Source organism: Curvibacter cyanobacteriorum, from assembly GCF_028649475.1.
GTDB lineage: Bacteria > Pseudomonadota > Gammaproteobacteria > Burkholderiales > Burkholderiaceae_C > Curvibacter > Curvibacter cyanobacteriorum.
Map to the genome: position 1 here is coordinate 391,202 of NZ_JAQSIP010000003.1, position 13,896 is coordinate 405,097.

Annotated in this window: 14 protein-coding genes and 1 pseudogene; 9 read left to right on the forward strand and 6 right to left on the reverse strand. The window is 66.9% G+C overall.

The genetic code is table 11. The annotated features are described in order from the left end of the window. The first annotated feature begins 69 nt into the window (after window positions 1-69). From PSQ40_RS08385 to PSQ40_RS08395, 3 genes are all read left to right on the forward strand, one after another. On the forward strand, window positions 70-384 hold the full coding sequence (locus tag PSQ40_RS08385; RefSeq protein WP_273950545.1) for a DUF4212 domain-containing protein: 315 nt from the start codon (window positions 70-72) through the stop codon (window positions 382-384). Beyond that, window positions 377-2,479: a VC_2705 family sodium/solute symporter gene (locus PSQ40_RS08390; RefSeq protein ID WP_273950546.1), complete on the forward strand. Its 2,103-nt coding sequence runs from the start codon at window positions 377-379 to the stop codon at window positions 2,477-2,479. Before PSQ40_RS08385 ends, PSQ40_RS08390 begins: the two co-directional genes overlap by 8 nt. Window positions 2,480-2,739: 260 nt before the next feature. Further along, window positions 2,740-3,246, forward strand: a complete 507-nt coding sequence (locus PSQ40_RS08395; protein ID WP_273950548.1) for a hypothetical protein — start codon at window positions 2,740-2,742, stop codon at window positions 3,244-3,246. A gap of 55 nt (window positions 3,247-3,301) precedes the next feature. On the opposite strand, the gene PSQ40_RS08400 is transcribed toward PSQ40_RS08395, so the two are convergent. The 4 genes and pseudogenes from PSQ40_RS08400 to PSQ40_RS08415 form a co-directional block, all read right to left on the reverse strand. Further along, window positions 3,302-3,658 (reverse strand): FKBP-type peptidyl-prolyl cis-trans isomerase, encoded by a 357-nt coding sequence (locus tag PSQ40_RS08400; RefSeq protein WP_273951152.1) that lies wholly within the window; start codon window positions 3,656-3,658, stop codon window positions 3,302-3,304. Continuing rightward, window positions 3,656-4,000: pseudogene (locus PSQ40_RS08405) on the reverse strand (FKBP-type peptidyl-prolyl cis-trans isomerase); the annotation flags it as partial. The pseudogene PSQ40_RS08405 and the gene PSQ40_RS08400, both read right to left, overlap by 3 nt. 163 nt (window positions 4,001-4,163) lie before the next feature. Continuing rightward, on the reverse strand, window positions 4,164-4,472 hold the full coding sequence (locus tag PSQ40_RS08410) for a winged helix-turn-helix transcriptional regulator (protein ID WP_273950549.1): 309 nt from the start codon (window positions 4,470-4,472) through the stop codon (window positions 4,164-4,166). A 192-nt stretch (window positions 4,473-4,664) separates the two neighbouring features. Next, entirely contained in the window at window positions 4,665-5,132 is a 468-nt protein-coding gene (locus tag PSQ40_RS08415; RefSeq protein WP_273950552.1) for a MarR family winged helix-turn-helix transcriptional regulator, read from the reverse strand. Between the two features lie 190 nt (window positions 5,133-5,322). On the opposite strand from PSQ40_RS08415, the gene ahpC reads away from it, so the two are divergent. The 4 genes from ahpC to PSQ40_RS08435 all read left to right on the forward strand — a co-directional run bounded on the left by ahpC (window position 5,323) and on the right by PSQ40_RS08435 (window position 9,294). Then, window positions 5,323-5,886 carry an alkyl hydroperoxide reductase subunit C gene (gene ahpC, locus PSQ40_RS08420; RefSeq protein ID WP_273950554.1) on the forward strand — a complete coding sequence of 188 codons (564 nt, stop codon included), beginning with the start codon at window positions 5,323-5,325 and terminating at the stop codon, window positions 5,884-5,886. Window positions 5,887-6,044: 158 nt separating this feature from the next. Continuing rightward, window positions 6,045-7,613, forward strand: coding sequence for an alkyl hydroperoxide reductase subunit F (gene ahpF, locus PSQ40_RS08425; protein WP_273950555.1), 1,569 nt, complete (start codon window positions 6,045-6,047; stop codon window positions 7,611-7,613). A gap of 108 nt (window positions 7,614-7,721) precedes the next feature. Then, window positions 7,722-7,940 (forward strand): SlyX family protein, encoded by a 219-nt coding sequence (locus tag PSQ40_RS08430; protein WP_273950557.1) that lies wholly within the window; start codon window positions 7,722-7,724, stop codon window positions 7,938-7,940. A 208-nt stretch (window positions 7,941-8,148) separates the two neighbouring features. Next, a complete protein-coding gene (locus PSQ40_RS08435) occupies window positions 8,149-9,294 on the forward strand; it encodes a GGDEF domain-containing protein (protein ID WP_273950559.1) in 1,146 nt (381 codons plus the stop codon). Between the two features lie 33 nt (window positions 9,295-9,327). Here PSQ40_RS08435 and PSQ40_RS08440 read toward each other — a convergent pair whose 3' ends face one another. Further along, on the reverse strand, window positions 9,328-10,554 hold the full coding sequence (locus PSQ40_RS08440; protein WP_273950561.1) for an HD-GYP domain-containing protein: 1,227 nt from the start codon (window positions 10,552-10,554) through the stop codon (window positions 9,328-9,330). A 95-nt stretch (window positions 10,555-10,649) separates the two neighbouring features. After that, entirely contained in the window at window positions 10,650-11,552 is a 903-nt protein-coding gene (locus PSQ40_RS08445; protein ID WP_273950563.1) for a LysR family transcriptional regulator, read from the reverse strand. Between the two features lie 112 nt (window positions 11,553-11,664). Here PSQ40_RS08445 and PSQ40_RS08450 point away from each other — a divergent pair, with 112 nt between their 5' ends. Next, entirely contained in the window at window positions 11,665-12,663 is a 999-nt protein-coding gene (locus tag PSQ40_RS08450; RefSeq protein WP_273950565.1) for a tripartite tricarboxylate transporter substrate binding protein, read from the forward strand. Window positions 12,664-12,668: 5 nt separating this feature from the next. After that, window positions 12,669-13,880 (forward strand): M20 aminoacylase family protein, encoded by a 1,212-nt coding sequence (locus tag PSQ40_RS08455; protein WP_273950566.1) that lies wholly within the window; start codon window positions 12,669-12,671, stop codon window positions 13,878-13,880. Window positions 13,881-13,896 lie beyond the last annotated feature (16 nt).

Here is a 13,896-nt window from a genome sequence, read left to right on the forward strand (position 1 = left end):
CGTTCTTCGCGCCGGCCGCCGGGGTAAGACCTAGGCCGTCAAGGGCCGGGCAGGTGCGATGATCCAGGGATGTCCGACCGAGCCTTGTCGGTGCGCCCCGAAGGCGCACCGGTTCCCCCCCACAACACCAACCGCCACTGGTGGCTGCGCGCCACCTTGCTGCTGTTGTGGGCGGGCATTTCCTTTGGCGCCTGCTTCTGGGCGCGCGACCTCGCCCAGGTGGCTTTGCCGGGCTGGGGAGGCTCGCTCGGCTACTGGCTGGCGTCGCAGGGCGCGGTGCTGGTGTTCATCGGCATCGTGGTGCTGTACGCCACCGTCATGAACCGACACGACCGCGATGACCGGGACCGCCCGCGGCCCCCAGGCGGAGCGCCCGATGCCTGATGCGTCACGTGGCCTGAACACCCCGGGTGCGCGGCAGGCCTACGAAATCCGCTTGTTCAAGATCCTCGCGGCCTACGTGGTGGGCCTGCTGGGCTTTTTGCTGCTGATGGGCTGGGCCGAGCAGCAAGGCCTGTCGCGGCGCTGGATCGGGCCCATCTTCTTGTTCTCCAGTGTGATGGTGTGCGCGGGCATCGGCATTTACTGCCGCACCACCGACGCCGAGGACTACTACGTCGCCGGCCGGCGCATCCCCGCCTTCTTCAACGGCATGGCCTCGGCCGCCGACTGGATGAGTGCGGCGTCCTTCATCAGCCTGGCCGGGGCGCTGTACCTGCAGGGCTTTTCGGGCTCGGAGGCCCAGCCGGGCGGCTTGGCCTATGTGCTGGGCTGGACGGGCGGGTTCTGCCTTGTCGCGATGCTGATCGCGCCCTACCTGCGGCGGGCCCAGCTCTACACCTTGCCTGACTTTTTTGACCGCCGCTTCGGTGGCCGTTGGCCCCGGGTGATTGCCGCGCTGGCGGCGGTGGCGTGTTCGTTCACCTATGTGGTGGCGCAGATCTACGGCGTGGGCCTGATCGCTTCGCGCCTGACCGGCGTGCAGTTCGAGATCGGCATCATGCTGGGCCTGGGCGGGGTGCTGCTGTGCTCCTTCCTGGGCGGCATGCGCGCCATCACCTGGACCCAGGTGGCGCAGTACATCATCTTGCTGCTGGCCTTTTTGATCCCGGTCTCCTGGCTGGCCTACAAGCAACTGGGCAACCCGCTGGCGCCGCTGGTGTATGGGCAGCAACTGGCCAAGATCGAGGCGCTGGAGCAGCAGCTCATGGCCTCGCCCGCCGAACAGGAGGTGGCCGCCATCTACCTGCGCCGGGCGCGCGAATACGAGTCTTACCTCGAGAACATCGACGCGGCCCTGATCAAGGAGCGCAAAGCCGCCCAGGACCGCTTGCGCCAACTGCGCCAGCAGAACGCCGATGTGTCCCTGATCGTGGCCGCCAGCCGCGATGTGGCCAATGTCCCCCACGACGCGGCCACCGCGCGCGAGCAGTGGACCCGCGCCATCCAGGAAAGCCGGGAGCGGGCCCTGCCGCTGGCCGGCATGCCGCCGCACAGCCGCCCCTTTGCTGGCGACCCGGATGGCACCCCGGCCGAGCAACAGACCTACGACTTCGCGCGGCGCAATTTTCTGGCGCTGATGTTCTGCCTGATGATGGGCACGGCGGGCCTGCCGCACTTGTTGACGCGCTACTACACCACGCCTTCGGTGGCCGAGGCCCGCACCTCGGTGGCCTGGTCGCTGGTCTTCATCGCGCTCTTGTACGTCAGCGCGCCGGCGCTCGCGGTGCTGGTCAAGTTCGAGGTCATGAACAACCTGGTTGGCAGCACCTTTGAGTCGCTGCCCCCGTGGATCGTGCAGTGGTCCAAGGTCGATCCGGCCCTGGTGTCGGTCAGCGACGTCAATGGCGATGGCCTGTTGCAGTTTGGCGAACTGCGCCTGGGCGCCGACATCGTCATGCTGGCCATGCCCGAGCTTGGTGGTTTGCCCTATGTGCTGTCGGGGCTGGTGGCGGCGGGGGGGCTGGCGGCGGCCTTGTCGACCGCGGACGGCCTGTTGCTGACCATCAGCAACTCGCTGGTGCGCGACCTGCGCCTGTTCCGGGCGCCCCCCAAGGCGGGTTCCGAGGAGCGCCGGGTGATCCTGTCCAAGTTTGTTTTGCTCGCGGTGGCCATGCTGGCCGCTTTTGTGGCCGCGCTCAAACCGTCGGAGATCCTGCCCCTGGTGTCGGCGTCGTTTTCGCTCGCGGCCTCGGCCCTGGTGCCTGCCATGGTGCTGGGCATCTTCTGGCGTCGCACCAGCCGGCAAGGCGCCATCGTGGGCATGCTGGCGGGCCTGGGCGTGACCGTCTACTACCTGTTGTCCAACTCGCCCACCTTGCGCGCCTTGTTGGGCCTGCCGCCTGGGCCCAGCCTGTGGCTGGGCATCCAGCCGGTGTCGGCGGGGGTGTTCGGCGTGCCGGTGGGCCTGGCCGTGACCTGGCTCATCAGCTGGCTGGGCCCCCGCGAGACCGGTCCCGCGCTGGACGTCCACGCCTGAGTCCGCCGGCGGGCGCGGGGCGCTGGCGCCCCCGCCATGTCGTTGGGAGCGCGGGCGCCCTGTGCCCTGTACCGTGTACCGTGTACCCGCAGCGGCCACGGGGCGGGGCCCATCAGCGGGGCGGTCGCTGCAGGCCGCTTGGGGCACTGGATAAACCCCAATTCAAAACCGGTGATGCCCGTGACAAGCTGGCGCCCCCGCTGGGCTGCTACGCTTGTGCCCTGGCTGGACTGGTTTTTCAACTCATCTGACACCCTGACATGATTTACGCCAAGACCGAAGCCGGGCAGCTGCTGTTCAAGCGGCGCGACCCCACCTTGTCGCCCCGGCAGCGATCGGCGTTCATCCTGTTCGATGGTCAGCGGCGCCTGGAGGAAGTCTTGCGCGCCACGGCTGCGCTGGGCATCACGGTGGCCGATGTGGATCACCTGGTGGCCGCGGGGGCGCTGGCGCCAGTGGGGGGGGCGGTGGCGGCCTTGCCGCCCTCACCACCCGAGCCGGCGGTTGCACAGACGCAGGAGGTGGTGATCGACTTCCCCTTGTCGGGGCTGGATGCGGTGCCTGAGCGCAGCCCGCGGCAGCGCTACATCGAGGCCTATCCGATTGCGGTGGCCTTGACGGCGTCATTGGGTTTGCGGGGGTTTCGCCTCAACCTGGCGGTGGAGGGGGCGGCCAACCTCGAGGAACTGCAGGCGGTGGCGCCGCGCATCCGCGAGGCGGTGGGGCCACAGGCCTATGCCCCGCTGGAGCGCGCTTTGAAGGGCTGAGGCGGCCACTGCGCCTCAGCCGCTGACACGGGCCCCGGGGCGGGGCCCGCAGGCCTCACAGCACGGCGAGCAGTTCGACGTCGAACTTCAGCGTGGCGTTGCCAGGGATCACGCCACCAGCGCCGCGGGCGCCGTAGCCCAGGTGGGCCGGGATGATCAGGGTGCGCTTGCCGCCCACCTTCATGCCTTGCACGCCCTGGTCCCAACCCTTGATGACCATGCCAGCGCCCAGGCCGAACTCGAACGGCGAGTTGCGGTCCAGGCTCGAATCAAACTTCGGGCCTTGGGCGCCGTTCTTGTACAGCCAGCCGGTGTAGTGCACACGCACCTTGCGGCCTGCCACGGCTTCGTCGCCGGCGCCCACCACGGTGTCCACGATCTCGAGCTCGCCGCCGGTGTCAGCGCTTTGCACACCGAGCAACTCGACGTCGAACTTCAGGGTGGCGTTCGGCGGGATCACGCCGCCGGCGCCGCGGGCGCCGTAGCCCAGTTGCGGCGGGATGATCAGGGTGCGCTTGCCACCCACCTTCATGCCTTGCACGCCCAGGTCCCAGCCCTTGATGACCATGCCGGCGCCCAGGGAGAACTCGAACGGGTCGTTGCGGTCCACGCTGGAGTCGAACTTGGCGCCTTGCACGCCGTTCTCGTACAGCCAGCCCGTGTAGTGGACGGTGACCTCGGCGCCGGCGCGGGCTTCGCTGCCCTCGCCAACGGTGGTGTCTTCGTATTGGAGGCCGGATTCGGTGGTGGGCATGAAAGTCCTTGGGTGTGTGCGGTCGGAATGAGAGGGCCCATGTCCGCGCGGTGGCGCGCCTGGGCCCGGTTTTGGAGCCCGGATTATCCCCGAAACCGCCTGCCCAGCCCGGGCCGCGCGGGGCGGTGGGCGCGCGGGCGGGCTGTGGTCAGGCCCGCGGCGATTATTTTTTCTTGGCCCGCCCGGCGGCCCATTTGACGGCAAAAGGCTGCACGTCGTTGAGGCGGCGCAGCAGGTCTTTGCCGCTGTCGGTGACCAGGTAGCCGCTGGGGCCGTGGTCGATCAGGCCAGCTTCGCGCAGCTCTTTGATGCGTGTGTTCAGCGTGTTGGGGGTGATGCCGCCGACGCTGTCTTGCAGCAGGCGAAAGGTCTGGGCGTGTTCATCGCGCAGAGCCCACAGCACGCGCAAGGCATAACGCGACTCCAGCAGGTCGAACAACTGGCTGATGGCGGGGGCTTCCTTGGCGGTCATGGTGGGGATCTCCTCGTGACACAACACATTCGCATTCAAACACCCCAGGCCCAGTGGCCTGCCCGTGCGGCGCGACTATAGCCCAAAACCCGTCTTTGCTACCGGATTCATAGCTGCCCAGCAACCGCCGGAGCGGCTGGTGCGCCCCAGTCAGGGCCTGGCGGTGATTTCAGTCCGCCAGCGACCCGAGGGTCACAGGTAGATCTTTTGCAGCAGGCGGATCAGCGTTTTGCGTTCCTGGGCGCTGAGCCGGCTGGTGGCGTCGTCCTCGAGGTCGGCCGCGGTTTGTTCGGCGTCCTTCATCAGCGCCTGGCCGGCTTCGGTCAGGTGCAGGCCCATGGCCCGGCCGTCGCTGGGGTGGGGGCGGCGCTCGATCAGGCCGCGCCGGTCCATCGAGGCAATGATGCCCACCAGGTTGGGCGGCAGGATGTCCAGCGTGCTGCACAGCTGGCGCGAGGTGATGCCCGGGTTGTGCGCCACCAGGGACAGCACCGAGAAGTCCACCACCTTGAGCCCATAGACCGACATCCGCTCCATGAAGACCTCGATGATGCTCAACGCCGCCCGACGGGCGTTGTAGCCCATCAGCGTTTCCAGGTAGCGGGTGTCCACGGCTTCGACGGCGGCCGCGGGGGAGGTGGTTTTGCGCTGCGTGACCATGGCCCGATTGTCCTCCCAATAGCGGCCGCCTCGCGGCTGGTGTGACGCGTTGATGTCCAGCGCTCCCGGGAGGGTGGTATTTTTAATAGGCAAAAACAATTGGGTGAATATGATCAATCAATTGGTTCAATGGCTATGGCTCGGATAAAGTCACGGCTGTCGTCAACCAAACGTAACAGAGGAAACATCAATGTCCTTGATCAACACCCAAGTCCAGCCTTTCAAGACCCAAGCTTTCCACAACGGCAAGTTCGTTGAAGTCAGCGAACAAAGCCTGAAGGGCAAGTGGTCGGTTCTGATCTTCATGCCGGCAGCGTTCACCTTCAACTGCCCGACCGAAATCGAAGACGCCGCTGACAACTACGCTGAGTTCCAAAAGGCCGGTGCCGAGGTGTACATCGTCACCACCGACACCCACTTCTCGCACAAGGTCTGGCACGAAACCTCGCCGGCCGTGGGCAAGGCCAAGTTCCCCCTGGTCGGCGACCCGACCCACGTGCTGACCAAGGCTTTCGGCGTGCACATCGCTGAAGAAGGCCTGGCTCTGCGCGGCACCTTCATCATCAACCCGGACCTGGTCATCAAGACCGCCGAAGTGCACTCCAACGAAATCGCTCGCGACGTCAAGGAAACCGTGCGCAAGCTGAAGGCTGCCCAGTACACCGCCGCCCACCCCGGTGAAGTCTGCCCCGCCAAGTGGAACGAAGGCGCCAAGACCCTGGCCCCCTCGATCGACCTGGTCGGCAAGATCTAAGTCACCGCCTCACGGCAGAGCGCTTCGGCGCTCCCCCGCCGGACAGCGTCATGGCCTGGTGCCATGCCGTCCGGCTTTTTTTTGCCCGAATTTTGGCGCCCGGGCCGCCACAAGCGGCCCGCCGCGCCCCCCAGCACTGACCCCTGAAGGACCTGAACATGCTCGACGACCAACTCAAGACCCAACTCTCTGCGTACCTGGAGCGCGTGACGCAGCCTTTTGAGCTGGTGGCTTCCCTCGACGACAGCGACACCGCACGCGACATGCTGCAGTTGCTGCAAACCATCCAGTCCCTGCGCGCCGACAAGATCTCGCTGCGCACCGATGGCACCGACGAGCGCAAGCCGTCGTTCAGCCTGCAGCGCCTGGGCAGCCACAACCAGCTGCGCTTTGCGGGGCTGCCCCTGGGGCACGAGTTCACGTCTTTGGTGCTGGCCCTGCTGTGGACCGGCGGCCACCCGCCGAAGGTGGAGCAGGATGTGATCGAGCAGATCCAGGCGCTGGACGGGGACTACAACTTCGAGGTCTACATGAGCCTGAGCTGCCACAACTGCCCCGACGTGGTGCAGGCAGCGTCCCTCATGGCGGTGCTCAACCCGCGCGTCAAGACCACCATCATCGAAGGCGGCGCCTTCCAGGATGAAGTCACGCGCCGCGGCATCATGGCCGTGCCCATGGTCTACCTGAACGGCGAGGTGTTTGCCTCGGGCCGCATGACGGTGGAGGAGATCGTGGCCAAGCTCGACACCGGTGCCGCAGCGCGCGACGCGGTCAAGTTCGACGCCAAGGCCCCTTACGATGTGCTGATCGTCGGCGGTGGCCCGGCCGGCGCCGCAGCGGCGGTGTATTCGGCCCGCAAGGGCATCCGCACCGGCGTGGTGACCGAGCGTTTCGGTGGCCAGACCCTCGACACCCTGGGCATCGAGAACTTCATTTCGGTCAAGGAGACCGAAGGACCGAAGTTCGCCGCGGCCCTGGAAGAGCATGTGCGTGCCTACGACGTGGACATCATGAACGCCCAGCGCGCCGAGCAACTGGTTCCGGCGGCCCAGCCGGGTGAGCCGATCCTGGTCAAGCTGGCCAACGGTGGCACGCTCAAGGCCAAGACCGTGATCCTGAGCACCGGCGCGCGTTGGCGCAACATGAACGTGCCAGGCGAAAACGAGTACCGCACCAAGGGCGTGACCTACTGCCCGCACTGCGACGGCCCGCTGTTCAAGGGCAAGCGCACCGCGGTGATTGGCGGCGGCAACTCGGGCGTCGAGGCGGCGATCGACCTGGCTGGCATCGTCGACCACGTCACCCTGCTCGAGTTCGCCCCCGAGTTGAAGGCCGATGCCGTGCTGCAGAAGAAGCTGGCCAGCCTGCCCAATGTGACGGTGCTCACCAACGCCCAGACCACCGAGGTCCAAGGCGACGGCAGCAAGGTCACGGGCCTGCGCTACAAGGACCGCGTCAGCGGTGCCGAACAGCTGCTGCCGCTCGAAGGCATCTTTGTGCAGATCGGTCTGCTGCCCAACACCGACTTCCTGAAGGGCACGGTCGAGCTGTCCAAGCACGGCGAGATCGTCGTCGACACCCATGCCCGCACCTCAGTGCCCGGGGTGTTCGCTGCCGGTGACGTCACCACGGTGCCGTTCAAGCAGATCATCATCGCGGCCGGTGAAGGGGCCAAGGCCGCCCTCGGCGCCTTCGACCACCTGATCCGCACCCCGGTCGTGGCTTGAGGCGGGACGGCGCCAGGCCCGGCGACAGGTCGCCGGGGCCTGGCCCCCACGAGCCCCGCCCTCGGGCGGGGTTTTTTGCGGGCGCTGAATTTCAGGTCCAATCGGGGCATGGAAAAACCTGACATCATCGACCACCGCCTCACGGAGCTGGAGATCAAGACCAGCTTCAACGAAGACCTGCTGGAGCAACTCAACCAGACCGTGTTCCGCCAGCAGGAACAGATCGAGGCCCTGATCCGCGAGGTGCGTGAACTGCGTCGGCAGCAGCCCGACAACGGCCCCGGCGCCACGCCCGGCCTGCGCGACGAACTGCCACCCCATTACTGACTCGCAGGTCATTCAATCAGCCTGACCTGGCCCCCCGTGAACCGAGCCGCCGTCCCCCCAGGGCTGCGGCTTTTTTGCATGGTTTTGAGACACATCGCCGTTCCGCGGGGGAATTTCTTTGTTTGCAACCGAACCGTTGGTACCATGCCTTGAAAGAACGGTTTCAGACTCCCAAAGCAACACCATCGACCTGGAGAGGAAGCCGGCGATGTCCACGGTACTTGAAAGTGGCGCGAAACATGCCCGCTCGGGCGCCCTGCCGGCGCCTTGGGAGGGTGGCCACCGCACTCGCCTCACGATGCTGGTGGCGGTGGGGGTCAGTTACGCACTGGATGCAGTGTTCCTGGCCTGTTTCTGGTGGCTGGGCCGGATCGAGCTGAGCCTGCCTCTGCTGTATGTGGCAGCGGGCCTGGGGCACATCTTGCTGTTCACCCTGGCCTTCCGGATCGGTGATGCGCGGGGGCAGCGAGACCTGCTCCTGACCGAATGGCAGATGGCCGCGGCGATTGCCGTGCAACTCGGCGCGGTGCTGCTGGCGCCGTGGATCAAGGCCTATTTCCTGTGCATCATCTTCGTCGTGTTCGCGTTTGGCACCCTGAGCCTGAGCGTGCGACGGGCCTTGCTGATGTGGCTGGGCACCTGCGCCATGACCGCCCTGACCCTGCAGTGGCTGCCTTCGCAGCACACGGTGCCCGTCAGCATTCCCGCCAACGCGCGTGAGGCCGTGCTGGTGGGCGTGGCCTATGCGTCCATTTTGCTGCGTTGCCTGCTGCTCAACCACTACGGCACCTTGCTGCGCACGCGCCTGATCCAGCGCCAGCGCAAGCTGACCGAAGAGGTCGAGGCGGTACACCGCCTGGCCTCCCACGACTTGCTGACCGGCGCGCTCAACCGCCACGCCATGCTGCCCTTGCTTGAAGGGCAGATTCAACTGGTGCAACGCGGCCGTCAGGTGTGTGCGTTGGCCCTGATCGACCTCGACCATTTCAAGCGCGTCAATGACAACCATGGCCATTTGACCGGCGACCAGGTGCTGTGCCGGGTGGTCGACACCATGGCGGCCACCCTGCGCCCCAGTGACAAGCTGGCGCGCTACGGTGGCGAGGAGTTCTTGCTGCTGATGCCCGCCACCACACTGGCCGAGGCCGAGGTGGTGCTGGAGCGTGTGCGCGCAGCCGTGGCCTTGCAGCATTGGCAGGATTTGGTGCCGGGTTGGCCGATCACCCTGTCGGCCGGCATCACCAATGTGCACCCCAGTGACCGGCTCGACGATGTGCTGGCCCGCGCCGACACCAGCCTCTACCAGGCCAAGAACGGTGGTCGCAACCGCTGTGTGTCCTTGCCGTGGCAGTGAGGCGGGCGGTGCCAGCGCGGTGGCGGGGACGGCTCAGGTCAGTGCCAGCAGGCGCACCAGGTCCGGGCGCACCCGGATGTCCTTGTAGTTGACGCTCGACAGGATGCGGTGGTCGTGCAGGCGCGTGTCACGGATGGCGGGTTCCAGCATGGGCATGCCTTCCCGGTTGACCAGCACCGCGACGCGCGGGGTCAGGGTGTTGGCCCCGCGGCGCACCACGGTGGCAATCTCATTGCTGGCCAGTTTGACGAACGAGCCCGGTGGGTAAATGCCCACCGCCTTGATCAGCGAGGCCCCGGCTTCGTCGACCTTCTTGCTTTCGTCAAAGTAGGTCGCGTGCATGGCGGCCGAGGGCGCCATGGGCGGTCGGGTGGCGCGCGGCGACAGGCGTGCGGCAAAGCCATCGGCACGGTGGATCAGGCGCGCAATCTGGTCGGCGGGCGTGCGCCCGCCCAAGGGCCCGGCGCTGACCTGGTGGTGCTGTTGCACGGCTTCGAGCCAGATCGGGTCGCGCACCCCGCGCTCGCGCAGCAGTTGAACCGAGCGCAGCGGGTGGTGTTCGATCTGTTCCCGTTGTTCGGGCGACACCGGTTCGCGTTGCAGGGTCAGCTGGTCCTGCAACTCGGTCATGCCGATGTTCATGGTCAGGCAGGCCCGCACCATGGTGGTCTCGAGTTCTGGGGACCAGTTCAGCACGTCACGCGCTGCCAGCGAGCACATGGCGCACACCAGCATGGCGTGGGTGGCGCTGTAGTAGCGGGTTTCGCTGGCGGTCAGGTGGATCAGTGCGAACAGCGCGGTGTCGGGGTTGCGCGTCAGCACCCGGCTCAGGTCGCGCTGCAGGCGGTCCAGGCGGAACATGAAGCGCAGGCTTTTGGTGTCGCGCAGCAGGGTGTTGGCCCGGCTCTGCATGTCCAGCCAGTCGATCGGGGCATCGGGGTCACCGAGCTCTTCGGGCGGCCGTGCCGACGGGGCGCTGCTGGGCTCGGGCGCCATGATCTGGGTGTCGGCGATCTGGCCCAGCGTGGTGTTGCCGGCGTTCACCATCGAGTTCATCTGCGCTTCCATGGCACGCCGGTATTGGCGCACTTCCTGGGGGTCGACGAACAAGGTCCCGTGCGCCGCCAGCGTGTCCAGCGCTTCGCGTTCGTTGAACACATAGCCACGGCTGGCCAACAGAATGCCCTCGGCGTTGTGCAGCGAGAAGGGCAGTGGACGTCCCAGCGGGATGTTGCTGAAGCTGACGGGAGCGAGTTTCATGGGTGGCCGTGATTATCTGACAGGATTTTTCATCGGTGACCGAGGTTTACCGGGTATCCCCAGTGCTGTTCTGGCTTCCACGGAGAGGGCCGGACTCAGTCGTGCAGCTGCCGGCGCACAAAGTCGCGCAGCAGGCCCATCAGCGGTGACTCCGTGCGCCCGCGCAGCGTGATCAGCCCGAAGCGCGCCGAAGCCTGCAGCGGCGGGCTGACGCGGACCTCGGCCAACAGGCCGGCTTCGATGCCGGCGCGCGCGGCGGCCCGGATGCCGAGGAACAGCGCGTCGGTCTGGGCCACGGTGTCGAGCAGGCTGCTGACGTCCTCGCAGCGCAGCGAGACCATCTGCTCGGGGTTGGCGGCTTCGCCGTAGCGTTCGACCAGCATGCGCGCCACCTCATCGCTCAAAGGCGTGGTGGCGATGGGGTAGCGCAGCAGCGCGGCAAAAGGCGGGCTGGCGTCATGGCGCAGCAGTGGGTGCCCCGCGCGGGCGATGAAGGCCGCCTGCATGTCGGTCAGGCGCTCGATGCGCAGGTCTTCCGCGGGCGCAACCCGGCGCAGGTCGACCACCAGCGCATCCAGCTGGCGCTCGCGCAGGGCCTGCAGTTGCAGCTCGGTGGCGCCACGCGAGACGCTGACCTTGACCCCCGGGTGGTGGCGCGCCATGTGCTGCAGCAACGGCGTCATCAGCAAGGCCCCAGGGCCCGAGCCCAGGCCCACGCGCAGGGTGCCCAGCTCGGCCTGGTTCAGGTGTTGCAGGCCTTCTTGCAGGTCGTGGGCCTCGAACAACACGCGGCGTGCGCGCTCGGTCACCCAGTGGCCTACGGGGGTCAGCTCATTGCGCTTGCCCAGGCGGTCCACCAGCGGCACGCCCAGGCTCGATTCGAGCGCCTGGATGCTGCGGCTCAAGGCCGATTGGGTCAGGTGCAGCTGCTCGGCGGCCCGGCTGAAGGAACCGCACTCGGCGAGGCAAATCAAGTGTTTGAGTTGGCGCAATTCCATGGGCGACCCAATGAGTTTGATGAATCATTATCAGGAAAATAATGCATTAGACACATGGATAAACCATGCCCTAGCATGGACTCACCTTCCTCAACTCACCTCCCGATACCCCATGACCTCACCCCAAAAACGCCGCTTGATCGGCCTGTCGTTGGCCCTGCTGGGCCTGAGCTGGATGGCGGGCGCACAGGCGCAAAGCTACCCCAGCAAGCCCGTGACCTTGATGGTGCCGTACCCAGCGGGGGGCTTGTCGGACGTGATCGCCCGCACCGTCAACACGGCGCTGGCCAAGCACCTCGGCCAGCCGGTGGTGGTGGAGAACCTGGGCGGCGTGAGTGGCGCCCTGGCGGCCCAGAAGGTGTTGAACGCTCCGGCCGACGGGTATCAGATTTTCCAGGGCTCGCCCAATGAGCTGATCCTGTCGCCGCTGGCCAACTCGGCGGTCAAGTTCAAGAGCGAGGACTTCCGCCTGGTCCAGTTGGTGGCGGTGGCCCCGATGGCCGTTCTGGCGCGGGGGGATTTGCCGGTGAGCAATGGGGATGAGCTGGTGGCCTACGCCGCCCGCATGGCCAAGGAGCAAAAGCCGCTGACCTACGCGAGCGTGGGGCCGGGCTCGTTCTACCACCTGATGGGCGAGCACCTGTCCCACCTGGTCGGCGTGCCCATGACCCATGTGCCCTACAAAGGCGCCGCACCGGCACTGCAGGATCTGATGGGTTCGCAGGTCGACATCTTCATCACGCCGTTTGGCAAGCCGCAGCTCGAGATGGCCCAGCAAGGGCGACTGAAGTTTGTGGCCACCCTGTCACCCGAGCGCCTGGACGGTCTGAAGAACACCCCCACCCTCAATGAAAGCAAGGCGCTGAAGGGCTTTGTGTTCAACATCTGGACAGGTTACTTCGTCAAAAAGGACACGCCCGAGCCCGTGGTGCAGGCGCTGCACAAGGCCCTGTCCGAGACGCTGGGCGACGCCACCATGCGCGCCAGCCTGGAGGCCCAGAGCCAGTCCGTGTCGCGACCGCTGTCGCTGGCCGAGGCCGCGCGCTATTACAGCGAGGGCACCGCCCAGTTCCGCGCCATCGCCAAGTCCATCCAGTTGCAGGCCCAGTGAGCCCCATGTCCGACCTCACCATCCAACAAGTTCTGGCCCGCGCTGAGGCGCAGGCCCCCGAGTTCGTCACCTTCCGGCGCGACATCCACCAGCACCCCGAGCTGGGCTTTGAGGAACACCGCACCAGCGAACGGGTGGCCGACTGCCTGCAACGCTACGGCTACACCGTGCAGCGTGGCGTGGGCGGCACCGGCGTGGTGGCCCAGCTGCGGCGCGGCAACGGTCCGCGGCGCCTGGGGCTGCGCGCCGACATGGACGCCTTGCCGATCGTCGAGGCCACCGGCCTGCCGCACGCCAGCCAGCACGCCGGCGTGATGCACGCCTGCGGTCACGACGGGCACACCGCGATGCTGCTCGCAGCGGCGCGCCAACTGGCCGAGCACGGCGAGTTTGACGGCACGCTGAACCTGATCTTCCAGCCCGCCGAGGAAGGCCTGGGCGGCGCCCTCAAGATGATGGAAGACGGCCTGTTCGAGCAGTACCCGTGCGACGCCATCTTCGCCATGCACAACATGCCCGGCTACCCGCAGGGCCACCTGGCGCTGCGCGAGGGCGCGGCCATGGCCTCGTCGGACCAGGTGTTCATCACCGTGCGCGGCGTGGGGGGCCATGGCGCCATGCCGCACAAGGCGGCCGACCCGGTGGTGGCCGCCAGCAGCCTGGTGATGGCCTTGCAGACCGTGGTGTCGCGCAATGTGGACCCGCTGGCCATGGCGGTCATCACCGTCGGAGCCTTCCACGCCGGCGAGGCGAACAACGTGATCCCCGAGACCGCCAGCCTGAAGCTCAGCGTGCGTTCGCTGGACCGCGAGGTGCGTCAACTGCTGCGCGAGCGCATCACCGAGCTGGCCCACGCGCAGGCGCGCAGCTTGGGTTGCGAGGCCACGGTGGACTACCGCGCCGGCTATGCGGTGCTGGTCAACACCCCGGCCGAGACTGCGTTGGCGCGTGAGGTGGCCCTGGCCCTCAACGGCCCCGAGCGCGTGTTGTTGCAGGCTCCGGCCTTGCCGGGCAGCGAAGATTTCGCTTTCATGCTCGAGCGGGTGCCCGGCAGCTATGTGCTGATCGGCAATGGCGATGGCCACGATGACAGCCCCTATGCCGGTCACAGCGCCTGCATGGTGCACAACCCGTCCTACGACTTCCACGACAGCAATGTGGCCCGTGGGGCCGCCTTCTGGGTGCTGTTGGCGCAGCGCTTTTTGCAAGCGGCCTGAGCCCGTCGGCGGCCCG